Below are 25,365 nucleotides of genomic sequence, written 5' to 3'. Positions count from 1 at the left end.
ATACATTTTATCGTACTTAAGGTTTAATCGCAATATTTATAGTTCTATTAGGTCGTCAGCAGAATTATCAATCTCTTTTTTCTTCCCTTTGAGTAATTTCATGCTGGCAAACTGTTTATCTGTTACGGGGAGGCACCTCACTTCACCCTCTGGAGGAAGGTTATTTTCTACTCTCTTAATAAATTTATTTAAATCATCCCAATTCCTTGTTATTCGTACATAGACAGAATACTGCATCATGAGAAATCCATTTTCAATAAGAAATTTCCTGAAATCAGTATAGTCTTTTCTTTGTTTTTTGGTTTCCACGGGCAAATCAAAAAGTACAATTAATCTCATTGTTCTGTTTTGCATATCATTGGGACCTTAAATTTATTATATTCATGACTATCTAAGGCTGTGTATAAGCTTTTTACCATCATTTCAACTGCATATCTAATTTTTACTATCTTTCCATCATAAATAACATCTTTATTAATTAGGTTTACAAGATCACTTCTTACATCACGTGTTAATGGGTTGACAATATAATCAATGTTATTATTGACATACAAATCTACAACGGGACGTAAAGGCTCCATTAAATCATCTGCTAAATTATAGGCATTTGTTTCAGATATATGATGTAATCCTAACATGAGCTGAAATCCTGATGCAGCTAAGTTTCTTGCTACTATTGAACGCATTATGGCATATCCATAATCAAGAGCAGAATTTATTGCAGTATCATTAGTTCTTATAAAGTTGGCTCCATAAAGAGATCTAAAAAACATTTTTGCAGCAATCCCTTCTCTATTACCCGCATCTCCATCATATACCTCTTTTGATAATTCAATCATTCTGTTTACTGTACTTTCATTGCAATCGCACAGTGCTAACACAACGGATTGGTTAATGATTTTAGCTGTTGTAATGATATCCCATAAGGTGTTTTTGCTTTTATTCGTTAGATTAGATTGCATTTTAAACACTTTATATAAGTGATAATTATTAGAGAGAGGTAGTGTAATAGAACTAGGTAAATGTGATTCATTACAAAGTATAACAAGAATGTTATATGCACTTAATTCTTTAAGTGCATAAGTTGTGATAATGGTTTGTAAATTATCAATGACAATACAATTAATATCTTCCATAGGGAAATGAACAATATTATTTTCAGATTCAATGTTAAGGATACCATCTTTTATTTTTATCTTTTCTTTATTGTAAATAATGATTGATCTCCACATTTTATCTCACCATTTATATGACCAAACACATCAAGAGAATATTTTTTGATAAATATTGAGGATGTAATTACTACATCATTATCATTAAGATTTTGGTTTGCAAAAAGTCTTATTATAATCTTATTTACATTGACATTTTTAATGCTTCTATACGCACCAAAACCATTATTTTTAAGTCTTTTATAGTTCGAATCTTTGTAAATGGCAATGTATTCATTGTGGAATAGGTAAGTAATATGTTTACAAGTAGATGGTAATGGTTTCAATAAAACAAGTTTACCATCTTCTTTTCGTACATCTACATATCGTATTCCTCTTAACTGAGGTTTGTTTTGGGAATCAGTATAAATCTCAGCACAATAATAACTATTGGCTTCATAAATAGTATAACTTTCTTTTCCTAAGGTGTTCTTTGTATATTTGATATAGTATGGAGATTTAATGCCATCCTCAGATTTAAGATAGCTTTCGAATTCTTCGAAAGAGTTTAATTTAGTCTTTTTTAATACTTCACGCAAGGAAACTGCATTTTCGCTTCCTTGTATTTTACCTCTAAATCTCTTATTTATTTTGAAGTTAACATATGGAATTTTTAACTGTTCAGCAAATTCGCTGTCGTTGTAGTATTCTAAACATCTTTTTGTATATTCTTCTTGAGTAAGAATATCAATTGCCTTGATATAGTTTTTTAAATCTGGTTTGAGAGTATCTATTACTTTTTTTGCTTTCTTAATGTCGATAAGTTCATTGTTACTTTCAAATCCGGTATAAGTTAAAATAATATTTGCATTTAGAATCTGTGCTTCATTATTAAAACGTTCAGTGAGTTCTTTTTCTAAAATTTCTTTTTCTTTTAAAGCATTTTGAGCTTCCTTAAATGCTATATAAAGCTTTTTATAATGATATTGGTCATCAGTAAAACGATAACCTAAATTATCATAATCAGTATTGAATTTAAGAGGAATGCGAATCTGAACCTCATCAGAAAGGTTTTTACAAATTGCAGGAATATGATTCTTTGACATCAAGCTTCTAATATAGTCTTCACTAAATCCATGATATTTACTCATTGATTTTACAGTGTTTTTTATAACTGTATCAATATCTCTTTGCTTTTGCTCTTTGCTAAGATTTCTATCGATTTTTATAAGACGTATAGTATCGTATGCATTTGCAAGGGTAATATATCTTTTATCAATATTAGCTAAAATGATTGCATCAATTGCATGATGATAGTAATACAAATTTCTTCCTTTATCTTCTAAGGAATATATTGTTGGATGATATCCATACTCATCATAGGTTGTTAACCAACGTTTTCTAAATCTACTAGTCACTGCACCTTTAATTGTTACGACATCAATATTTTTAGTTTTATCACTTTCTTTAAAGGCAGTCTTTAAGTAGTTTGCAATGTAACGGGTAATATATCTGGTATCATTAATATTTCTTGAAATGAATCCTTCTATTGTTTCATCATCCAACTTTTTTAATGTTAGGTATTGATACTTCTTTTTAGAGATTGGGTTTGTTTTATTCTTTAATAAATGAAGGCATTCTGTGAGATAATCTTTCTTTGTATAATTTGTATCAACATTTATTTGCATTTCATCAAACGCTTCTAAAGGTAATCTATTGTTTTTAATGCTATTGGCATCTCTTAGGACTAATACTTTATTGTTTAGTGTATCATCTAAAATCTTAGACTGCGGGATGATGTGATCAACTTGAACGTTTGTACCATATATAACATCCATCATAGTTAATGGAGTGTTTGTATAGATACAGTGCTTATTTTGTGAAAGATAGAGTTTATATCTTTCCATCATTTTAGAATTTACGTTAACGTGTAAGTTTTCTTTATTGATATAGTCAGTTAATTCGCTTTCTAATTGCAAATTCTTTTCATAATTATCATTTTGATATTTTTTATCATTATCTCTTTGTTCAAATGACTTATTAACATCTGAAGCAACTTCTATATTTATTCTTACGATATTATATTTATTGATTGCAGCATTAATAATCTTACGTGATTGGTTAATTGTACGATAAACAACAGGATTGCGTATTAAATCACTATCTTGAATGGCAATCAACTTGTTATTTTTCATAAAATGGTGATCTTCAAGTTCTCTAGTTTCATTGAATTCTGCTTGGAAATCACCATATTTTTTTCCACTTTCAAAAGCATGAATAGCCTCAAGCATATACTTGTTAGAAATATTGGCAACAGATTGGGATTTAATAACTTTTATACTATCGGCTAGTTTAGAAGCTAATTCTTTTGGATAATTTGTATCTATAAGTATGTTAGTTAGTTCTTCTTTTCGCTTTGATGGTGTAATAAATTGACCTATGCAATTCCCTATTTTATTGGATAATGAATTGACTGAACGGTAAGAAGATGTTTCTATTTCTTCTCTAAAACTTGCTATCATTTCAGTTTCAAAGATGGTTGAATCAGTCAATTGTTTCATATAATTGAGTTTGTATTTTTTATTACTCTTTTCTTTAGAGTTAAGTTCCAATCCATGTTTTAAGAGAAATGAACTAAGTTCTTTATTGGTTATCTCGCCTTTATGATCAAAGAAATATAGCATTAAATCATGAAGCAAAGACTTTGAAAAAGACATTATTACTCCATTACTGTCAGTAAAGAAAAACTGTGATAGGGTATTTATTAAATAATATTCATCGTAAATTAAAGAATTTTTAGTGCCTTTCTTTTCATTTGGATAAAAAGGACAAAGACCTATCATTTCATTAAAACCAGTATAGAATTGGTTTCCTTTACTATTATTTTTGTAATCATCTCTTTTATTTTTAGGTCCTGGCCCATCTTCAAAATTGCGTTGGAAGAAGATTTTGTCTAAAATAATAGTAATATTATCAATTGATAGACAATCATAAAACTCTTCTTGTTTATGAAGAATTAGTGACATTTCATTTTCTAGCAATTTTCTTGGAATTAAATACTGATAACCTTTCTTATTATGATATTTAATAACCTTTTTCGAACCACTTTTATCTACAATGAATGTTGGATCTGTTGCAATCATTTCACCAACAGTTCGATATGAATTAGAAGCAAAAAGCTTTTCTATTGTAGACTTTGCTTTTTGCATTTCTTTTTCGTCATTATCAGTATTGTTGTCATTAATATCATTATCATAGAAGTCTTTATAACCACGATTATTTGACATATAGATTAAAATAGAAAAGAGTTCTAATGGAGATAGTTTATTATCCAATCCTTTAACGCGTAATGAAAGAATATCATTAGGATTCTTTTGCTTTTTAAAAGAATTTAATATTTCTACTAAATCAGGAAATTCAATTTCCTGGAGAAATTTGATTAAAGCTTCTTTTCTCTGTTTTTTTCTTCGATTCAGTCTATGTGCTGATCTTTTAAGTCGTCGTTGCTGACTAGCTCTAGCAGAAGCTTTTTTGGCGCCTTCTTCACCACTTTCAAATATCTGTACACCTAGATCTTCAACTCGATGAGCATCTAAGTCAATTATTGCCCATCCGTTTGAACCGATTCCTAAATCGGTTGCAAGAACAAATCTATGTTTCTGACGATAATTCTCCATTTAATAACTCCTCCTAATTGACAAAATAATTTATAGACGCTATCATAATATTGCTTAGCGAAGTGTGATCTTACCAATAAATAACAGACAAAACCAAAAATTACACTTTATGATATAACTTTACCAGTGAATATCAGACGGCTAAGATAAAGCTATAAGCTGTGGGGTTGCGCATCCCCAATTTCGCGCACGAGCATTAGCTCGTTTTTTTTATGTCATTGATAAGATACAATGACATTATAACATCAACAAAAGATCTAGAGAAAGCACTTTCAATGCGTATAGAATATAAATTGAATAAATACAACAAATATATCACATCTCAAGAAGAGAATAATAAATGGGTGACCTTATTAATCATATGGAGAGTAGTAAAATTGTTTTATTTCAATTTTCAATTGAATAAGTTGAACAAAGTCATTCTACTATTTCCAATGTAAGAATTATTAAATGGTAAGTAAAAATATTATTGTTCATCATGAAAAGAAAAAGAACCAAGAGCTTTAGCTGACTTCTGGTTCTAGTAAACGAAAACTAGAAAGGACAAGAGTCACCTCTCTTGTCCTTTCAATTGCCCTGGTGTGTGCATACATAATGTAAATTATTTCTTCTATGATGTCAATGATTCTTAATGTTTATCTGGCTTTCTATTTGATTAGGTCTAGGGCTTAGTGTAAGAACGAGGCAATACCGTTCGCAATACCGTTAGCGACTTTTTCTTGATAGGCATCATTTGTCAGGTTGGCATCTTCATTTGGGTTTGAGATAAAGCCCATTTCTACGAGTGCGACTGGTACTTGTGTCCAGTTAATGCCTGACATGTTGTTGACAAGGCTTAAGCCACGGTTTTTAGCACCAGTTGCTGAACATAAGCCATTGACAACAGCTCTTGTAAGAGATTGTGATGATGAGACAATACTAGGTGATAGATAAGGATTACCTGATGCAGGTGCTAAACCAGTAACACCATTGACAGATTGATTATTTGAGGAATCACAATGTAAACGAATGAATGCTCCAGCATGAGCTTTGTTCGCAATATCAGCACGTTCTTTATTAGAAATATTAACATCTTGACTTGTACGACACATAACAACAGTATATCCACGTGATTGAAGGATGCGTTGTAGTTTAAGTGCTATTTCTAAGTTAATTTGTGATTCTGTACGATGTGAGCGAATACCAGTTGCTCCTGTTGTTACCTTTGCTTTTGTCTGACTAGCACCGGGACCGATAGGTTCCTTTGCGCTATTGCCGTAGCGTTGATGTCCTGCATCAATACATACGACCTTATTGTTTGTTGGGACAGCTTGTTTAACTGGTGTAGGTGTAGCTGTTTGTTGTGTTTGCTGAGCCTGCTGTGGCTTTTGTGCTTCTTGTTTTTGTTGTGGTTCATTTGTTTGTGGCTCTTCTTTTTTGTTGGCACTATCAACAACTTTCTTTGTAGCTTCAGAGAGAGCTTGTTCTGATGACTTTAAAGCTTCTTTTTCTGCTTCACTCGCTTCCCCTTTTGCAGTGTTATTGGTGATTGTTGTTGTAGAAACTTTAGGCTGTTGTGACTTTGTTTGCTTAGAAGCTGTCAAAGCAATCCCAATGCCTAAAACAAGGACAGCTAATAAGCCAACAATTATTATTTTATATTTATTCTTCATAAAGACATTCCCTCCGATATCATCATTATATATGATTTTTTAAGAGATTTTTAGGAAACATTCAAGAATTAATAAAAACAACTATAATAGATATAAGGAGGCGATGGAGATGTCAATACTCTATACATGTTGTGTACCCCATCCCCCACTCATTATTCCCGAAGTGGGTAAAGGGGAGGAAAAGAAAATCCAAGATACCATTCATAGTTATCGTGAAGTCATGAAGAAAGTTGCAAGCTTTCATCCCGAAACCATCATTATCATAAGCCCGCATAATACTTCTTATATAGATTACTTCAATATCTCAGAAGGTGCTCATGCCGAAGGTGATTTTGGTCAGTTTAGGGCAAAACAAGTTAAGATCACATGTGATTATGATGAAGAGTTTGTTGATGCATTATGTCATCATACAGAAAATAGTGGTGTCCCTGCTGGAACATTAGGTCAAAGAACGAAACGTCTTGATCATGGAACTATGATTCCACTCTATTTTCTTAATCAATACATGACTAACTATAAAGTTGTACGTATGGGATTATCAGGATTAAGCTATCAAGATCATTATCATCTAGGTCAGCTTATTCGAAAAACAGCTGATGAGCTAAATCGTAAAGTTGTTATTATTGCATCAGGAGATTTATCGCACAAACTTAAAGAGAGTGGTCCATATGGCTATGCCAGTGAGGGACCAGAATTTGATCATAAAGTGATAGAGGCATTAAGTCATGGAAATTTCCTAGATTTAATGACCATGGATTATGGTTTTTGTGAAAGAGCAGCAGAATGTGGTTTGCGTTCATTTATTATCATGGCAGGTGCCTTAGATTGCCTTTCTGTCAAACCAACATTCTATTCTTATGAAGGACCTTTTGGTGTGGGATATGGTGTTATTGGATTTGATATTGGTGAAAAAGATCCAACACATAATTTTGGTGAACAGGCGAAAAAATATGAAGAGGAGAAGATATTAACGATAAGAAAAGCAGAAGATCCCTATGTAAGATGGGCAAGAAATGTTGTAGAAAGCTATGTGATGAACAAGACTGTACCAGCACTTCCATCAAAGTTACCAGAATCTATGCTTAACAATCGGGCAGGCGTCTTTGTTTCTATTAAGAAGGATGGGCAGCTAAGGGGCTGTATTGGCACATTCCAGCCAACAACAGATAATATTGCCCTGGAAATACGCAATAATGCCATCTCGGCAAGTACAAGAGATCCCCGTTTCTCACCCATCATCAATATCGAACTACCAAAACTTATTTACAGCGTTGATATTCTAGGTGAAGTTACACCAGTTACTTATGAAGAACTTGATCCACAGAAATATGGAGTCATTGTCAAACATCATGAAAAAAGAGGCTTGTTGCTGCCTAGACTAGATGGTGTTGATACTGTATCAGAACAGATTGAAATAGCTGCAAGAAAAGCAGGTATTTATGATGATGAAGATATTGAATTGTTTAAGTTTGAGGTTGTAAGACATTATTAAGAAGGTGATATTGTGAAATGTGATCTATGTTTTCATCATTGTGACTTACAAGAAGGACAAACTGGGTTATGCTTTGCGCGAGAAAATAAAGCAGGACAGATTGTAAGTAAAAACTATGGCCAAATCACATCACTTGCATTAGATCCTATCGAAAAGAAACCACTCTATCACTTTCATCCAGGCAGCTATATTCTTTCAGTAGGAAGTTATGGCTGTAATCTCAAATGTCCTTTCTGTCAGAATTATGAGATTTCTTACGATAATGGCAGCAGTGTAAGGGGACAGATGAGTCCAGAGGAACTTGTTGGATATGCAGTTAAGCTAGTCAGACAAGGTAATATCGGTATAGCCTTCACATACAATGAACCACTCATTGCCTATGAATATATCAAAGATACTTTCATGAAGGCAAAAGAGGCTGGACTTAAAACTGTTCTTGTGACAAATGGCACTATTACAACAAAGTATCTTGATGATCTTCTTGATTATACTGATGCTTTCAATATTGATTTAAAAGGCTTTAGTCAGGATATCTATGATCGCTTAAATGGCAATCTAGAACTTGTCAAAACCAATATCATCCATGCCCATCAAAAAGCACATGTTGAAATAACTAGTCTCATTGTTCCTACTTTCAATGATGCTCTTGAAGATATGGAAAAAGAAGCAAGCTGGCTAGCGGATATTGATAACGATATCCCTCTTCATATCACCCGTTTCTTTCCAAGATATCATCTTTTAAATCAAGAACCAACAAGCATTCCTCTCCTAAAACAAATGCAGTCCATTTCTTTAAAGCATCTACATCATGTTCATCTAGGAAATGTCTAGATATTTTCTTGAAAGTCTGTTGGAAAACAGGCTTTTCATTTCCACATTTTCCCATATAATAATCCCTATATGGGGGAATTATTATGCAAAGAGATCTTACAAAAGGCAATTTGTTGAAGAATATTGTTGTTTTTTCATTACCATTCCTGCTTTCTTATTTTCTACAAACACTCTATGGCATGGCTGATTTATTTATTGTTGGTCAGTTCGATGGGGCAAGTGTTATTTCGGGTGTAGCTATAGGATCACAAGTCATGCATATGATCACTGTGATGCTCGTAGGTGTGGCGACTGGTGGTGCGGTGATGATTGGCCGTTATGTTGGTGCCCATGACAAAGAAAATGTTTCCAAAACAATTGGCAATACCATCACACTCTTTGTGATTATTGCGGCTATCCTGACAGCATTATTATTACTTCTTGTATCACCAATAGTAACCATTATGTCTACACCAAAAGAAGCTATTGTTGAAACATCAAATTATTTAAAGATATGTTTTATAGGGATACCTTTTATTATTGCCTATAATGTCATTTCTTCAATCTTTAGAGGCATGGGTGATTCTAAGAGCCCAATGTATTTTATTGCGGTGGCATGTGTTGTCAATATTGCCTTGGATTATTATTTTATTGGCACACTTTCTATGCATGCATCAGGTGCAGCCCTAGCAACAATCATTGCTCAGGCATTTAGTGTATTGGTAGCCATTCTTGCGATTGTGACAAAGAAACTCATTCAACTCTCATTCTCTTCACTGAAGTTTGAAAAAGAGATTATCACCTCTATTCTTAAGATAGGTATTCCTGTAAGCTTACAGGATGGTTTTATCCAGGTTGCTTTTCTCATTATTACTATTATTGCGAATAGTCGAGGTGTGGAAATAAGTGCAGCAGTAGGTATTGTTGAAAAGATTATTTCATTCCTCTTCCTCGTACCATCAACAATGATGCAGACAGTCTCGACAATCTCATCACAAGCCATTGGCGCAGGCAAGAAGGCATTGGCAAGAAAAACACTCTTTACCTCAATGGCTATATCAACATCGATTGGTTTGATCTTTGCTATCAGTTTCCAGTTTATCTCTGAACCAGTGATTGCTTTATTTACCCATGATGCAAAGGTTGTCCAGCTTGCAACAGGTTATATGCATTCCTATGTCTTTGATTGTGCTATTGCCAGTATGCATTTCTGCTTTAGTGGTTTCTTTGTTGCCTCAGGATATTCGATTGTATCCTTTATTCATAATGTTGCTTCAATAATTACATTACGTGTACCAGGTGCTTATCTTGCTTCCATTTATTATCCTAAGACATTATTCCCAATGGGTTTAGCAGCACCAGCAGGTGGTGTCTTGCAGCTAGCAATATGTATTGGCTTTTATCGCTATTTACGAAAGAAGAATAAGATATGATGAAGGAAGTTGGAACACATGCAATTAAAACTGAACGCTTGTTGTTAAGACGTTTTGTGGAAAGTGATATTAAGCCATATTATGATAACTATGGCTGTGATCAAGCTGTTCAGGAATATATTGCCTGGTTTGATTGTAAGACTTTGGATGATACTGAGAATTTTGTTCATGAACACTTAAAGAAATATGATGATCCTTATTTCTTTGGCTGGGTGATTGAATATGAAGGTGAAGTGATTGGTTCAATTGGCTGTTTTAATGTCAATCCATTTTTATCATGTTGCGAAATAGGCTATTCGATTGGTTCACGCTGGTGGAACAAAGGCATTGTCAGCGAAGGGGCAAAGGCTGTTGTTGATTATATGTTTAAGGAAGTGGGGGTTCATAGAATCTATGCATCCTATACAAAAGAGAATGTGGCATCAGGAAGAGTAATGGAGAAAATTGGCATGAAATATGAAGGAACAGCAATTGATGGGATCATGCTGGAAGACGGATATCATGATCTTGTCTATTATGCCATCATAAATACGCAAAAACCTTGACAATATCAAGAGAAAATGAATATAATAACACTCGCAAAGGCAATGAATAGAAGAGTAGTCTTATTGTCACATTCTAGAGAGCTTCCGGATGGTGTAAGGAAGTAATGCTGCATAAGATGAATAAAGACTAGGAGCTGTATTTTGGATCGTAAGTGATAAAATAACGTGTGACCGCGTTAAGGTTTAATGAGATCATAGTCATATGATGAATTAGGGTGGTACCACGATTAACTCTCGTCCCTTGGATGAGAGTTTTTATATTGGAGAAAAGGAGAATATTATGGCAAAAGAAAAACTCACTCAGCAAGAGCAAGTTAGAAGACAAAAGATGCAAGAATTAAGAGACATGGGTATTGACCCATTCGGACAGGCATTTGATGTCAAAGACAATACAAAAGATATTAGAGAACAGTATGGTAACTGTACTAAAGAAGAATTAGAAGAAAAAAATATTCATGTACAATTAGCTGGACGTATTATGTTGAGACGTCGTAAAGGTAAGGTTGCCTTCATGGATATCAACGATAAATTTGGAAAGATCCAGTTATATGTAAGAAAAGATGTTGTCGGTGAAGACGTTTATGAAATCGTAAAACGTGGTGACTTAGGTGATATCATCGGTGTAGAAGGCGTACTTATGGAAACAGACACAGGTGAGCTTACAATCCGTGTAGAACAGTACACACACCTCACAAAAGCCTTAAGACCACTTCCAGAAAAATTCCATGGCTTAACAGATACAGAAGAAAGATTCAGAAGAAGATACCTAGACTTAATCATGAACGAAGAAGCACGTAAAGTCGCTTTCACAAGACCAAAAGTCATTCGTTCCATCCAGCATTACTTAGATAACTTAGGCTATACAGAAGTTGAAACACCAATGATGAACTCTATTCTAGGTGGTGCTTCCGCAAAACCATTCATCACACATTTCAATGCCTTAGATAAAGATTTCTATTTAAGAATCGCAACAGAATTAAATCTTAAGAGATTAATTGTTGGTGGCATGGATGCCGTTTATGAAATCGGTAGACAGTTTAGAAATGAAGGTATGGATAAGACACATAACCCTGAATTCACTTCTATTGAAGTCTACAAAGCATTCTCTGACTTAGAAGGCATGATGGACTTAACAGAAGGTATCGTTGCCCAGGCAGCAATGGATGTTAATGGCACATATGATATCGAATATAAGGGACATAAGTTCTCATTAGCACCAGGCTATAAGAGAATTTCTATGGTAGAAGCTATTAAGGAACAGACTGGCATTGACTTTGCAGCTGATATGAGCTTTGAAGATGCTAAAAAGTTAGCAGAAGAACATGAAATCGAAGTAGAACCACACTTCGCCTATGGTCATATTGTGAATGCCTTCTTTGAAAAGTATTGTGAAGAAACATTTGTAGAACCAACATTTGTTTATGGTCATCCAATTGAAATCTCACCACTCGCAAAGAAGAACCCTGAAGATCCAAGATTCACATTAAGATTTGAATTATTCATTTGTGGTAACGAATATGCGAATGCCTTCTCAGAATTAAATGATCCTATCGATCAGCGTGAAAGATTCGAAAACCAGCTCAAAGAAAAAGAACTTGGTAACGATGAAGCTAACGAAATGGATACAGACTATGTAGAAGCACTCGAATACGGTCTTCCACCAACAGGTGGTATGGGCATGGGTATTGATAGACTTGTCATGTTGTTGACTGGCCAGGATACAATCCGTGAAGTCATTCTCTTCCCAGCTATGAAACCAACAGAAAAATAGTGCATATTGAAAAGTATATTCATAATATGATACGATCATATTACTGAATATACTTTTTTTTATTGATAATTGGAGCTTCAAACAATGTATAAATTTGCATTAGTAGATGATGAAATTGTGTTTTTAAAAATACTTGATCAAAAGCTATCAAACATCCTATTTGAAAAACATATTGAATATCATCTTTCATCATTCAACCAACCAACATCCTTTCTAAAAACACTTTCTCAAGAGAATTATGACATTGTTTTTCTAGATATTGATATGCCCAACGAAAATGGCATAGATATAGCGCGTAGATTACGCAATATAGATCATCCTCCAGTAGTTATTTTTGTCACATCAAAAGAAAAATATATGCGAGATGCTTTTGGCATGAATGTATTTGCGTTTATTGTTAAAGAGAAGATGAATGAAGAGCTAGCACCAATTATGACAGATTGCCTAACATACTTGGAAAAGAATAATGGGGTAACCTTAAAAACAAATCAAGGGCTTCATCGCTTCTATTTCAATGACATTATTTGCGTGTATAGTGAAGATAGAAAGATTCAAGTCATTACGCATTTAGAAGTATTTCAAATCTATCAAGAGACTTTAGGAAGCATTGTTCAAAAATTAAATCATCCACAATTCGTATCACCTAACAGGGGGAGTATTGTTAATTTAAGATATGTTTCTAATACAAGAAAAGGGTGTATTACTTTAGAACATACGAATCATAAGGAATATATAAGTAGGGAAAGAATAAAAGAATTTGATAGAATATTTACAAATTATGTATTAGGACAAAGGATCTATCAATGATGAGATATGTGATATATTTTTTATTATCAATCTGTGACTTACTTATTCCTTATTTCTTCATTTGTTTCTTTCTAGAGCATTATTACAAACAAGAAAAGCTTATCTTTATTTATTTCATAGCATTATTACTTCATATCATGAAAGTACCCATTATCATTATTCAATTATTCGTATTAATGATTAATGTGTATTTGAATAAGAAAGAATTACATAATAAGCATATCAAGGATATCTATGTTTATTTAGTTTATTTGGCAATCTATATGTTTATAGAAGTAATCTGTCAGACTATTATAGCTGTTACAACAGGCATTCCTTTCACTATTGATGATGTTTTTCAATTAAATCAATATGCCAATATTATTTATGAAGTCATCATTTTGCTTTCTGTTACAACAATCCTAAATTTAAAGTTTTTCAGCAACAATATATCTCATGGTAAAAATAGGATTTTATTAACGACAATAGCGCTTATTACAGGGTTATGCCTATTACTAGCCCAGTCTTATTTCAATAATGCTATACCAGTACTATTAATCTATACTTATTTTACAGGTATATTGCTTTGGTTGTTTTTTGTCATATTCACATTTTTTAAAGACAATATAAAAGCAAGAATTGAAAATGAGAAGCTTAATGAGCAATATAAACTCAACGAGTATAAGCTAAAAAGCCTGTTAGAAAAAGAACAGTATTATGAAGAATTACAAAAATACAAGCATGATATCAAGAATAATCTTCTTACATTATCCTATCTATTAAATAATGAAGATCAAGTGGAAGCAAATAAATATCTTGGTCAGTTAGTGGGAAAATTAAATGAAAATGATTCACACTTGCAATTCTCTGAGCATCCTATAATAAATGCTATTTTCAATGAAAAAGTCAGAAATAATAAGCATATTCAATTTCAAATAAAATGTAATTGTTCAAGAAAGATATTTATAGATGACCTACATTGTAATATTCTCATTACGAATTTAGTAGATAATGCGATTGAATATTTAAACAGTCATGAATTTCTTGAGAAATATATTCATTGTGTCATTGTTGAACATAAAGAATTCTTGGTCATCTCAATTGCAAACCCAATAGCATCATCATTTCAATACAACCAATCTATGCCAACATCAAAAGAGGATAAGATAAATCATGGCTATGGGTTATCAATCATAAGATCAGTTGTAGATCTATATGATGGTAATATGACATTAGAACAAAAGAATAATATGTTTTGCATAAATATATTATTGAAGAGGTAGTAAATGATTATTTTAAAAAGAGAAAAAAGCTTTGTGGATAGATTTAGAAAATATACGATTTATATCAATGACAACGTATACGGGAAAATCAAAAATAATGCATCAATTGCAATAAATCTTCCTTCAGGCAAATATGAGATGTTTCTCATGATAGACTGGTGTAGAAGTAGGACTTTGACAATTAATGTTGAAGAAGGGCAAGATATTATTCTAGAATGCTATTCTTGTCGGAAAGGAAGAAATTTTTTTAAAACAGCATTTGCTTCTATTCTACAATCTAATGACTATATCGTTTTACAATTTAAACATTGAAAATGACAATTCAGACAATGGAATGAAAAAATAGAAGAGGTATCACTATAATTGATTCTGGAAAGGAGAAAGATTATTGTGAGGAAAACTTTTCTTTGTATTTTTATGCTTTTGATATGTAGTGTCAGTAACATCCGAAATGTTGAGGCTCGTGGATTTATAGGTAATTCTTCCACTATAAGTACAGTTTTAGAGCAATATAATAATGTATTTATTGAAACTGGATTTATAAAAGAATTCTATCTTGTTGATGGGAAGATGAAGTGTAAACAAGATATTCAGTTAATGATGGAGAAATATGAATTTAATGAATCTGATCAAAAATTTATAAAACAGTTAATTGATGAGTCAAACGTTAACTCTACTGTAGAATGCATAAGAAAGCCAGCAAGAGTCAAAGTGAAAAATGGGAGTATATTATTAAATAAAAAAGAAGTAAGAAAATATTTCAAGAAGGCTATTACGATAGGACCAATTGCTATTGTTGGTGCAATGATAGCAATTGGAGCAACGGTAGGACCTGTTGGAGCAATTGCTGCCTGTGTAGCAAGTACTTTTAGTTCAAGCTATATAGCAACTAATATCAAAAAGGCATATGTTTCAAACAAGGGTTTAAAAATTTGCTTGAGCGGAATTAGTGTTTATTAATAAATCATTGAAACCTAGTCGTATTGCTTTCTAAATATAGTAGTTTACTAAGTAAAAAAAGATAACTAATATAATTATTTTGTCAATTTACAACAAGCTCTTATTTTGAAGAGTACATTAATCATAAGAAATATGAATGATGATAAAGCAAATGAGAATCAGTTTTTGCTACATGTCATATAACATTTATTGCTACTATAGTTACTGCTTAAGTACAGGCATTCAAAAGCAGCTGTAAAAAATCTTCAATGTCTTTATTAAAGATTGATTTCTTAATAAGAAATTATACATTAGAGAAGTTTTCATTGTTTGAACTTATGGGGTGATTCGAATAACTAGGTTATAAATAATCTTCAAGGGTACAAAAATTTATTGTTCACCACTTAAGCCATTGAACTGGTTAAAATATGAATTAAAGAAAAGGAGAACAAAAAAATGCACATAAAATTGAGAAAATTTATTGCAAGCATTCTTGCTTTTGTTTTATCTATAAGTGTTGTAGGCTTTAAGGAAATAAGCAAAATTTATGCATATGAAAGTAATAAAAGTGAAATTGATAGAATTGTTCTAACAAACAATGAACTTACTACTTATAAGGGATTGGATATAGCTAAACATCAGTATGACATGACCAAAATGAATGAAAAAGAACGAGATCTTTACAATATTCTTTTAGAAAAAGAATATGAAAGGCAAGAATCTTCTTTGGATAAGCAAGGAGTAAGTAAAGAGGAATTTATAAATGAGCTGAAAATGATTTTAGGAAATGATTATTTAGTTAAACAAGATAGCATGATAAAATACAAAGCAAAGGGAAAGAAAAAAGCTACGAGACTTATTTCCGTAGGTGCTTTGGGAAGTGCTTTGAATATTGTAATAACAGCTACTTTGATAGCAACGGGAGTTGGATCCATAGGTGAACTCGTGAAGAAGTTAGGAAAACAAGGAGCAAAGAAGTGGGTTAAGAAACATCTTTCTTCTAAAATAGTGAGTGTATTGACTAGGGTTGGAGCCAAAACATTAGGGAAGTGGATAGGTTCATTTGTGGTATCGATAATAGATACATATCTAGATCCAGGTACTTTTTTAGCAAAAAAGTTTGATTCTGTAGATATTGTTCCTAATAGTGGGTATATTGAATTATGGTAATAATCGTTATAATTATGGCGCTTAGTATTCTTGCAATGTTATTTGGCCCTTTGTCACCATTGGTATTATTATCATCGTTGGCGTTGATAATATATGAAAGAAATAATTCATTTGGAGTGGTTTCAACAAAAAATCGTATTATTAGTTTTCTTATTGCAGTTGTAGTAGGATGCATATGTGTGATATTGTCATATAAACTCCCTTATCATGACTATTATTCTGGTAATAATAGAAGATTTTTTGAGGCAATTGGAACAATAAACCTATATTTTACATCAAACATTTTGCTTATAAAGCTTAAAGAACATATAAAATAATGGAAGATTGAATGTAAGTTCTCTATGAGAGCAAAGAAAAATAACTCAGGCAGTTCCTGTTTAGAATTGCCTTTTTTATTCTTCAAAGAGATTCATCTTGATACACATAAGGTCTTTGATAAATATCGTATCAAATAAATTATTTTTGATGAAGTATTTTATAGTAAAGTAAGAAGTAGGAAGGAATTAAATGTTCATGTCAAATATATTATCTCATTTTACATTTGATGAAGCACATGTTGTTATAGCAGCTATTATTGCAGTTGTTGTATTATTTGAATGTAAATTTGGAAAGCCCATAACATTTATTTTTGGAAAACCAAAACTCTTTGAAGGAACAAGAAAGCAGAAAATATATGCTTGGATAGTATTTGTTTTTGTGATTTTGTGTTTGCTTAGTTCATCTTTATAGTTTTTTATGATACAGTAATTCTATATAAGAATGGAGAACGAAAAATGAATAAGAAAGTGAAGATTATTGTCATTGTTGCTGTAATAGCAGTAATCGTATTGTGCATTGCCACAGTTGTTGGTGGAATTCAACAAGGAACAACACCAGTCACAACAGTCAAGAATAACATCCCTGTTAGTACATTTGAAAAAGACTTCTCAATCAAACTTCCTCAAGTCAATAAACAACTCTATTCCATTGAAGAAATCCAAGACTATCGTTTTCTTTTCTATCACAACAAAAAAGTCCAAACACGTTATTGTGTGTATGAACTCAACACAGATACACCAACAAAACTCAAAAAAGGAAATATCATTGATCAAATGTATCCTGGCTCAGATGTACCAAAAGAGTATAATGTGAAAGAAATAACTGATTTATCATCAGCACATTACTTAAAAGCATCAAACTCAGGATCTAAACTGTACGTACAAGTCGTATCAGACAAGATGTATATTTGGCAGGAAATGAACGACCATTAAAGAATAATGAATTATGGTAATGCTTATTTTAGCTGCGACAATAAATATATTGGCAATGTTATTTAGGCCTTTGTCACTTTGGTAATTGTGTAAACATTGTTGTTGATCAGGTATGAAAGAAATGATACAGGTGATTCAGCTTCTAAAAGAAATCGAATCATAAGCTTTCTGATAACAGCTATCATTAGCAGTCTATGTGTGATCTTTACATATCATGACAAAAATCAAAGTCTTTTCATAGAATCAAGAGGCAGATAGAATGCAAGACATCTATCTGCTTTTTTCGTACAAATAAGTATGGGTAATGTGACTGGATGACAAAAATGAAAATCTTGTTTTTATCAGCAGTACTACAAATAAAGAAAAGGAAACGTTTGTCATGAAAGATTCAACAGTCAGTGCTTGTGTAGAAATGCATATTTATATAGAAAAAGATATCTTACAGAAATTAGGAATTCCATCATCTGTTGTGATTAACTCACTGTATCGCCAAATCCTCTAGCATAGAGGCATTCCATTTCTTTAACAAGACTTGCTGAATGAGACACAGTTGACAGTATGTCGGAAGATGGAGTCGATAAGAAACTGTCATAAAATGATACATTAAAACAATCTCGTAACATAAAAAGTGCAACGAGAATGTATCTCGTTGCAAACAAGATGCAACGAGCCCTATCGAATAAGTCATAAAAAGATGGAATAATATATTTAAAGCATAGAATACATCAAATACATATATATGAAATGTGAGATATTTAGGGTCTTATGAATATAATGGGGATTAAAATGCTGTATTATGCCTAAAATGCAACGAGAATTAATCTCGTATCATGAAAAAGTGCAACGGGATTATAATATGAATAGTTGAGGTCCTAGAGTATGGAACGAGAAAATAAGACATTAGAATATAAAGAAACACTCACAAAATCATTTTTGAAAACAGTTAGTGCATATGCGAATTATGGCACGGGTAGAATTATATTTGGTGTAAATGATGATGGAGTCATAGTAGGTATTAATGACTTAGATCAATTATGTCTTAATATCGAAAATTCAATTAATGACAATATCACACCGCACGCTCCTTATTCACTTTAATTATAATCTGTGTGGCGTAGTTATTAGAATTTGATTCAGCAATAAGACTTTTTTAAAAGGCATAATCTTCTAACAGGAGGTTATGCTTTTTGCGTACTATATTATTTTAAATATATTTCATAATCTTGACATCCATCAATTATTCCTAACATCTTCCTCGCTATACTAAAGTCATCAAAGGAGGCTGAAATCATGCAAAAATGGTTATTAAAAAATCGACAGAATATTACATTTATTACAGGGTTATTAGTGTTGCTTGCTTTAATGATGCAATGGTTCTTTAAAAATAAACAGCTTGCTGATTTATTATTGTTGTTGGCATCACTTATTGGTGGTTTTCCAATTCTCATGCAGGCTATATCAGCATTAAAAGTGAAGGTTATCAGTATTGATTTACTTGTCACAATAGCGATACTAGGAGCTTTTGTCATTCAAGAATTTGAAGAATCTGCAATTGTTGCTTTTCTTTTCCTCTTTGGAGCTTATCTAGAACAAAAGACATTAACGAAGACACGTTCGGCTATTCAGAATCTTGTTGCCCTTACACCAAGTGTCGCCTTACGTCAAAATGAAGAAGGTAACTTTGAAGAAGTAGACATCGATGAAGTGGGAAAAGGTGATCGTCTTCTTGTGAAAACAGGGGACAAGATTCCCGTAGATGGAAAGGTCATCTATGGCCATGGCAGTGTCAATGAAGCAAGTATTACCGGTGAACCTTTAGCCATCAGTAAGGCTATCAATGATGATGTTTTTGCAGGAACTATACTTGAAGATGGAACAATTCAGATAGAAGCAGAAAAAGTAGGTGAGGATAGTACTTTTGGTAAAATCATTGCTTTAGTAGAAGAAGCACAAGATTCCAAGTCATCAATGGAACGATTTATTGATCGTTTTGCGAAATATTATACACCTGCAATTCTTGTGTTATCCCTTCTTGTCTTTATCTTTACTCAAAGTATCTCTTTAGCGATTACCATCTTAGTCCTAGGTTGTCCTGGGGCGCTTGTGATTGGCGTGCCCGTCTCCCATGTTTCAGGAATAGGGAATGGAGCGCGTCATGGTATCTTGTTTAAAGGTAGTGATGTGATTTCTAAATTCAGCCATGTTGACAGTATTCTTTTTGATAAAACGGGAACTTTGACTTATGGCAATCCAGAAGTCATTACCACACATTATTATCAACAAGATCATCATCTTATAAATCGTTACCTTATCAGTATTGAGAAAGAATCCAGTCATCCCCTTGCGAAAGCCATTGTCAAATATTATCAAGACGTTTTAACGCTACCCGTATCATCCACTCAAGTTATTTCTGGCAGTGGTATTCAAGCAAGTGTTGATGCTCATGATATTCTTATAGGTAATCGTTATTTACTTCATCAATCTCATGTAAATATAACAGATGTTGTTGAACAAGATCTTAAAACAATGGAAGAAGATGGTCAGTCAATTGTCTTAATGGCTATAGATGGGCAGGTTGCTCTTGTATTAGGCATTCGTGATCAGCTACGTACAGGCGTTAAAGAAGACTTACAGGCGTTAAAAAAGATGGGTGTTAAAAATCTCATTCTTCTTTCTGGTGATAACCAGGCAACAGTAGATCTTATCAGCAAGGATTTAGGATTAAGTAAAGCTTATGGTAATCTCTTGCCAGAAGACAAAGCAGATTTTGTAAGAAAATATCAAGATAGAGGAGATATTGTAGCCTTTGTTGGAGATGGTATCAACGATAGTCCATCACTCGCTTCTGCTGATATTGGTATTGCCATGGGCAATGGTACAGATGTCGCTATTGAAACATCAAATGTTGTTATTATGCATTCTGATTTCCATAAAATCCCTTATGCCCTCTCTCTAGCTAAAAGAACAACCCTTAATATGATTGAAAATATTGTCATAGCTTTAATGGTTGTTGTGGTTCTTCTCACAAGTATCTTTGCGAGTGATTTTATGAATATGGCGATGGGTATGTTTGTGCATGAAGCAAGTATCTTGGTCGTTATTCTTAATGCAATGCGTTTATTAAAACATCACAAACTTGATAGAAATCAATTATTAATCAAAGATCTTCAAGTAAACTAAATTCAGAAAGGAAGTCGATGAATATGAAAAAAGCAGTCTTACAGTTAGAAACACTTGCATGCCCAACATGCATGCAGAAAATCACAGGAGCACTTAAAAGTGTTCCTGGTGTTGATCAGGAAAGTGTCAGAGTCCTCTTCAATGCCAGCAAAGCGAAGCTCACATTTGATGAAACTGTTACTGATATTAAGGATATCAGACAGGCAGTTGTTCATATTGGTTATGATGTACTTAAAGCATCAATACAATAAAAGGAGGCCTATTTATGATACAATCATTCTATAACACAAATAATGCAATACTAGATCTCTATACAAAAGCTATCACGAAAGCACATGGACAACATCATCCAGAAGTTTTTAAAGTACGTACTATTTATAAAGAGATTCAGAACAAGATTAATCATAATCAATATGATCTTACAAATGAATTCTCACAATTACGTATAATTACAAACGACTATTTCATCCCGAATGATGTATGTGGTACTTTTAAAGCAACTTATGAAATGTTGAAAGCTTTTGATGAAATCTCAACACAATAAGAAAGAGAGGTTATCTTATGGCAGAACATTTATGCATTGCCCAAGTTCCCTTATTCAATCATCTTCCCATAGAAGCACAACAAGAAATCATGAATCTCACACATCACCATATCTATAAGAAAAACGAATTAGTCTTTCAACCAGGTGATGAAAATCTTTATATAATAGCGAGTGGTAGTATTAAAGTCTATCAATTATCTATTAGTGGCAAAGAACATCTCTTACGTGTACTCAAAGAGGGTGATTATGAAGGCGAAAAACAGCTCTTCAATATACCAAGCGATACCCTCTTTGGACAAGCTCTAGAAGAAACGGAAATATGTACGCTAACTCAACAAGCATTTCACCAGGCTCTTTTAGAAAATCCATCCATTGCCATCAAACTCTTAGAACTATCAGCAAAGAGAACAGCTCAGTTAGAAAAACAAGCACAGTTTCTCTCAATGGAACGTGTCGAAGAACGACTTGCCCATTACTTATTACAGATCTCAGCTAATCAGTCATCAATAACTCTTTTCATGAAAATGAAAGATCTTGCTCTTTATCTAGGCACAACACCAGAAACACTCTCTCGTAAGCTTAAATATTTGGAAGATCACAATTACATCAAACGCACAGGGAAACATATCACTATTCTTGATCCTGATGCATTAGAAAATATATGAGAAATATCCCTTCATTAATCTGGAGGGATATTTGTTTTTTATAGTGTATTTAAGGTGAGTTATGTAAATGAATAAACTCTCAGGTAGGGTGTTAATGCATAAAATTAACGATTTTGTTGAAAATTGCACTTTTAAAACTAACGAAAATTGTAAATGTAATTAAAATAAAATTAACGATAAATGAAATAAAGCAAAAAATGGATGGAATTAAAGCAATCATTAATGGTGACGGAGTCTAAAGGACTTACATATAGACTTTACTTTCTAATTTTATTTGTTCATTCATTATTGAGAGAGCAGCTACAACAAAGTGAGGATAAAATATGACAATGTATGAAAAATTAAATGGAAAACAGTTAGAAGTGAAGTATGAGACAGGTGCACATTACCGCATGACATATCTTTCTGAAAATGAATTAAAATGGGAAGCTCTTTCTGAAGTTGCTGAAGGTGAAGCTACAACAGGTACTGAACCATATTGGGCTTATGAAGTCGCTGAAGGTATTTATCATATTGACTGGATTGAACAGGATGGCATGACAGCTGCTCAAACAGTAGATTTCAACAAGCTTCAGGCAACAGCTTTCTTAACTTGGAGTGATGAATCTGAACGTGGGGGTAGAGGAAAGATCCTTATGCATGGTACAATAACTGTAATTGGATAAGGAGGACGAACCATGCAGTTTTCTGGAAAGCTCGCTACAGCTGTGCATATCTTGCTTTATATTGAAAAATATCAGGATGAAGAAAAAATCACATCTGAAGTATTAGCGGATACAACAGGTGTGAATGCAGTGAATATTCGTAAAATTTTAGCTAACTTAAAGAGTTCTGGGTTAGTTGTTGTGAAAGCGGGTGTTGGTGGTACATATTTGAATAAGAAGCCTGAAGAGATTTCGGTGAGGATGATTTTTGAATCCGTTGAAGGCCATGATCAAAAGCTCTTTAGGATGCATGAGCATCCTAATGTGAACTGTCCGGTTGGAAGAACTATTCAGGATGTGCTAGAAGTGAGATTACAAGCACTACAAGATGAACTGCTGCAGAAAATGGAACATATGTATTTAAGTGATATGTATGATGATATGGAAAATATACTAAATAATGAAGAGTCTAGTGAAAACTAGGCTTTTTTCATATCTCTTAAAGAAAGAGACCCAGCTGGTCGAAAAGAGAGGGTGATATCCGTCATTAATTGAGCACTTTCTTTCATGCCGTGTTCAAACCACAACAACATTCCATTATAAATACCACCCACATGCCATGCAGTTTGAAACTGTTCTAAGGTGGATTGAGTGTCAGTTGTATTTACATGGAAACATGCATTAAGTGCATCAAGTAATAAATAGGATAGCTGAGCTTGATGAATAACGAGAATACCACGCTTATGAGAAAGAAATGTCTTAAAAATGGAATAAGTATAATCATGGAATGACACATTCTCTTTTTCAATCTCACCAATAATCTTATAAAAATACCAACGTAATAAATCCTCTTTCATATTAAAATGACGATAATACGAAGATCTATTGACCCCAGCCTTATTAGTAATCTCTCCAATAGTAATCTTTTCAAAAGATTTCTCTTCCATCAAAAGCAATAAAGCCTCAACCATATATTCCTTAATAAGCTCACTATTTAAATTCTTTCTACGCATCACACTACCTCCAAAGCAACAAAGAAGAACCTATTGTTGCTTTATAGGATACCTATATTGAAAAAGCAACAAATGTTGCTATTATCGTAGGGAATAAAGAAAAAAGTGTCAATAGAAAGGTGTGAATGAAATGCTTTATGTGAAATGGTTGTTGGTGCTTATTCTTGCTTATTTTGCAGGCATACTCATCAAGAAGTGTAAATTGCCTTCAATATTAGGTTGGCTTATTGCCGGAATGCTTTTAGGACCTGAAGCAGCCAATTTGCTTTCAAATCAATTACGGAATACTTCAAGTTATCAACTCATTATATGTTGGATGCAGTGTGCCTTTGGTATCATGCTTGGCTCTGAATTAATTTTGAAAAAGTTACGTTCTTATGGCAAAGCCCTCTTTGTGACGACATTGACACAATCATTAGGAACTTTTGTGATTGTCAGTGCGGTATTTGGCATTATCTTTGCCTTTCAGGGTGTACCTATCTATCTTGCTTTAGTATTTAGTGGGATTGCACTGGCAACAGCCCCTGCTCCAGCCCTCTCAATTGTACGAGAATTCAATACGCATGGACCAGTAACAGATACTTTGTTGCCTATGGCTGTATTGGATGATGTTGTAGGTATTGTCGTTTTCTTTAGTGTGAACGCATTTGTTGCTCATCAGGTTGCAAGTGGATCATTACCACTTTATATGATCCCCGTGATGATTTTTCTTCCAATACTTTTAGGCGGAGCTATTGGTTATTTAGTTGGTCTGGTCTTAAGAAAATCTCATGATACAAAGATGAATCTTATTGTGCTATTAATAGGTATTACTGTTATTGTTGGTATTGGCGTGTATCTGAATAAAGAAATACTTAAGGGGATTACCTTGAATTATATGTTGATGGGGGTTGCTTATTCTGGTGTTCTTTCCAATATGATAGAGGAAGAGAAGCTACAATTACTCCTTCAAGCCTATAATCCCATACTGGCCATCAGTTTATTGATATCCATTGTAGATTTAGGAGCACCTCTTGATTATCATCTTATTCTTGGGGCTGGTTTCTATACTTTTGTCTATATTGTTGCAAGAGCAGCAGGTAAAAATGGTGGGGCAAGACTGGGTGCAACCATCATGCATATGCCGGAAACAGTCAAGAAGTATCTTGGCTTAACACTCTTACCCCATTCAGGTGTTTCCTTAGTCTTCACTTCCATTGCCTGTGCAACATTACAAAGTGCACCAGCACTTGTACGTATTGTCCAAGGAACAATTGCAGCAGCTGCTGTTATTAATGAAATCATAGCTGTGATTGCCGCAAAGAAGGGATTTGAATTAGCAGGTGAATTAAAATAAATAGTACAAAATTAAATAGACAAA

25 protein-coding genes and 1 other annotated feature are annotated in these 25,365 nt (G+C 33.1%); of the genes, 20 read left to right on the top strand and 5 right to left on the bottom strand.

Features of this window, described 5'->3' with window-relative positions; genetic code table 11:
- Positions 1 to 36: 36 nt before the first annotated feature.
- The 4 genes from cas2 to T529_RS0103030 form a co-directional block, all read right to left on the bottom strand.
- Positions 37 to 339, bottom strand: coding sequence for a CRISPR-associated endonuclease Cas2 (cas2, locus tag T529_RS0103045; protein WP_051646824.1), 303 nt, complete (start codon positions 337 to 339; stop codon positions 37 to 39).
- On the bottom strand, positions 336 to 1,232 hold the full coding sequence (cas1, locus tag T529_RS0103040; protein ID WP_033162147.1) for a type II CRISPR-associated endonuclease Cas1: 897 nt from the start codon (positions 1,230 to 1,232) through the stop codon (positions 336 to 338). Before cas1 ends, cas2 begins: the two co-directional genes overlap by 4 nt.
- Positions 1,193 to 4,828 carry a type II CRISPR RNA-guided endonuclease Cas9 gene (cas9, locus tag T529_RS0103035; protein ID WP_033162146.1) on the bottom strand — a complete coding sequence of 1,212 codons (3,636 nt, stop codon included), beginning with the start codon at positions 4,826 to 4,828 and terminating at the stop codon, positions 1,193 to 1,195. The genes cas1 and cas9 overlap by 40 nt, the downstream gene beginning before the upstream one ends.
- A 668-nt stretch (positions 4,829 to 5,496) precedes the next feature.
- Complete coding sequence (locus T529_RS0103030) at positions 5,497 to 6,480, bottom strand: N-acetylmuramoyl-L-alanine amidase (RefSeq protein WP_051646820.1); 984 nt, start codon at positions 6,478 to 6,480, stop codon at positions 5,497 to 5,499.
- A 109-nt stretch (positions 6,481 to 6,589) separates the two neighbouring features.
- On the opposite strand from T529_RS0103030, the gene amrA reads away from it, so the two are divergent.
- From amrA to T529_RS0102930, 19 genes are all read left to right on the top strand, one after another.
- Positions 6,590 to 7,972: an AmmeMemoRadiSam system protein A gene (amrA, locus tag T529_RS0103025; RefSeq protein WP_033162145.1), complete on the top strand. Its 1,383-nt coding sequence runs from the start codon at positions 6,590 to 6,592 to the stop codon at positions 7,970 to 7,972.
- 12 nt (positions 7,973 to 7,984) lie between these two features.
- The gene (amrS, locus tag T529_RS0103020; RefSeq protein WP_033162144.1) at positions 7,985 to 8,803 is read left to right on the top strand and encodes an AmmeMemoRadiSam system radical SAM enzyme; all 819 of its coding nucleotides are present in this window, start codon (positions 7,985 to 7,987) and stop codon (positions 8,801 to 8,803) included.
- 83 nt (positions 8,804 to 8,886) lie between these two features.
- Entirely contained in the window at positions 8,887 to 10,215 is a 1,329-nt protein-coding gene (locus tag T529_RS0103015; protein WP_033162143.1) for an MATE family efflux transporter, read from the top strand.
- On the top strand, positions 10,212 to 10,760 hold the full coding sequence (locus T529_RS0103010; RefSeq protein WP_033162142.1) for a GNAT family N-acetyltransferase: 549 nt from the start codon (positions 10,212 to 10,214) through the stop codon (positions 10,758 to 10,760). The genes T529_RS0103015 and T529_RS0103010 overlap by 4 nt, the downstream gene beginning before the upstream one ends.
- Positions 10,761 to 10,793: 33 nt before the next feature.
- Positions 10,794 to 11,005 (top strand) — a binding site (T-box leader).
- A 35-nt stretch (positions 11,006 to 11,040) separates the two neighbouring features.
- Positions 11,041 to 12,531: a lysine--tRNA ligase gene (gene lysS / locus T529_RS0103005; protein ID WP_033162141.1), complete on the top strand. Its 1,491-nt coding sequence runs from the start codon at positions 11,041 to 11,043 to the stop codon at positions 12,529 to 12,531.
- 84 nt (positions 12,532 to 12,615) lie between these two features.
- On the top strand, positions 12,616 to 13,338 hold the full coding sequence (locus tag T529_RS0103000) for a LytR/AlgR family response regulator transcription factor (RefSeq protein ID WP_033162140.1): 723 nt from the start codon (positions 12,616 to 12,618) through the stop codon (positions 13,336 to 13,338).
- 191 nt (positions 13,339 to 13,529) lie between these two features.
- Positions 13,530 to 14,600, top strand: a complete 1,071-nt coding sequence (locus T529_RS0102995) for a sensor histidine kinase (protein WP_162172984.1) — start codon at positions 13,530 to 13,532, stop codon at positions 14,598 to 14,600.
- A 3-nt stretch (positions 14,601 to 14,603) separates the two neighbouring features.
- The gene (locus T529_RS0102990) at positions 14,604 to 14,912 is read left to right on the top strand and encodes a hypothetical protein (RefSeq protein WP_033162138.1); all 309 of its coding nucleotides are present in this window, start codon (positions 14,604 to 14,606) and stop codon (positions 14,910 to 14,912) included.
- A 78-nt stretch (positions 14,913 to 14,990) separates the two neighbouring features.
- Positions 14,991 to 15,560 (top strand): hypothetical protein, encoded by a 570-nt coding sequence (locus T529_RS0102985; RefSeq protein WP_033162137.1) that lies wholly within the window; start codon positions 14,991 to 14,993, stop codon positions 15,558 to 15,560.
- A gap of 435 nt (positions 15,561 to 15,995) precedes the next feature.
- Entirely contained in the window at positions 15,996 to 16,709 is a 714-nt protein-coding gene (locus T529_RS12455; RefSeq protein WP_051646819.1) for a hypothetical protein, read from the top strand.
- Between the two features lie 513 nt (positions 16,710 to 17,222).
- Positions 17,223 to 17,438 (top strand): hypothetical protein, encoded by a 216-nt coding sequence (locus T529_RS0102975; RefSeq protein WP_156032143.1) that lies wholly within the window; start codon positions 17,223 to 17,225, stop codon positions 17,436 to 17,438.
- Between the two features lie 44 nt (positions 17,439 to 17,482).
- Complete coding sequence (locus T529_RS0102970) at positions 17,483 to 17,959, top strand: hypothetical protein (RefSeq protein WP_033162135.1); 477 nt, start codon at positions 17,483 to 17,485, stop codon at positions 17,957 to 17,959.
- Positions 17,960 to 18,838: 879 nt separating this feature from the next.
- A complete protein-coding gene (locus T529_RS0102960; protein ID WP_033162134.1) occupies positions 18,839 to 19,057 on the top strand; it encodes an AlbA family DNA-binding domain-containing protein in 219 nt (72 codons plus the stop codon).
- A gap of 192 nt (positions 19,058 to 19,249) precedes the next feature.
- The gene (locus T529_RS0102955; RefSeq protein WP_033162133.1) at positions 19,250 to 21,139 is read left to right on the top strand and encodes a heavy metal translocating P-type ATPase; all 1,890 of its coding nucleotides are present in this window, start codon (positions 19,250 to 19,252) and stop codon (positions 21,137 to 21,139) included.
- Between the two features lie 23 nt (positions 21,140 to 21,162).
- The gene (locus tag T529_RS0102950; protein WP_033162132.1) at positions 21,163 to 21,390 is read left to right on the top strand and encodes a heavy-metal-associated domain-containing protein; all 228 of its coding nucleotides are present in this window, start codon (positions 21,163 to 21,165) and stop codon (positions 21,388 to 21,390) included.
- Between the two features lie 14 nt (positions 21,391 to 21,404).
- A complete protein-coding gene (locus tag T529_RS0102945; protein ID WP_033162131.1) occupies positions 21,405 to 21,683 on the top strand; it encodes a hypothetical protein in 279 nt (92 codons plus the stop codon).
- A 17-nt stretch (positions 21,684 to 21,700) separates the two neighbouring features.
- A complete protein-coding gene (locus T529_RS0102940; RefSeq protein WP_033162130.1) occupies positions 21,701 to 22,348 on the top strand; it encodes a Crp/Fnr family transcriptional regulator in 648 nt (215 codons plus the stop codon).
- 323 nt (positions 22,349 to 22,671) lie between these two features.
- Positions 22,672 to 23,013, top strand: a complete 342-nt coding sequence (locus T529_RS0102935) for a MoaF-related domain-containing protein (RefSeq protein WP_033162129.1) — start codon at positions 22,672 to 22,674, stop codon at positions 23,011 to 23,013.
- A 12-nt stretch (positions 23,014 to 23,025) separates the two neighbouring features.
- On the top strand, positions 23,026 to 23,475 hold the full coding sequence (locus T529_RS0102930) for an Rrf2 family transcriptional regulator (protein WP_033162128.1): 450 nt from the start codon (positions 23,026 to 23,028) through the stop codon (positions 23,473 to 23,475).
- Here T529_RS0102930 and T529_RS0102925 read toward each other — a convergent pair.
- Complete coding sequence (locus T529_RS0102925) at positions 23,472 to 24,005, bottom strand: TetR/AcrR family transcriptional regulator (protein WP_033162127.1); 534 nt, start codon at positions 24,003 to 24,005, stop codon at positions 23,472 to 23,474. The genes T529_RS0102930 and T529_RS0102925 overlap by 4 nt on opposite strands.
- Before the next feature lie 130 nt (positions 24,006 to 24,135).
- Between T529_RS0102925 and T529_RS0102920 the strand changes: the two genes are divergently transcribed.
- Positions 24,136 to 25,341, top strand: a complete 1,206-nt coding sequence (locus T529_RS0102920; RefSeq protein ID WP_033162126.1) for a cation:proton antiporter — start codon at positions 24,136 to 24,138, stop codon at positions 25,339 to 25,341.
- Positions 25,342 to 25,365: the final 24 nt, after the last annotated feature.

Source organism: Sharpea azabuensis DSM 18934 (assembly GCF_000702165.1).
GTDB classification, from domain to species: Bacteria; Bacillota_I; Bacilli_A; order Erysipelotrichales; family Coprobacillaceae; genus Sharpea; species Sharpea azabuensis.
The sequence above is the reverse complement of the archived record's forward strand: the minus strand, read 5'-3'. Positions and strand labels throughout refer to the sequence as shown.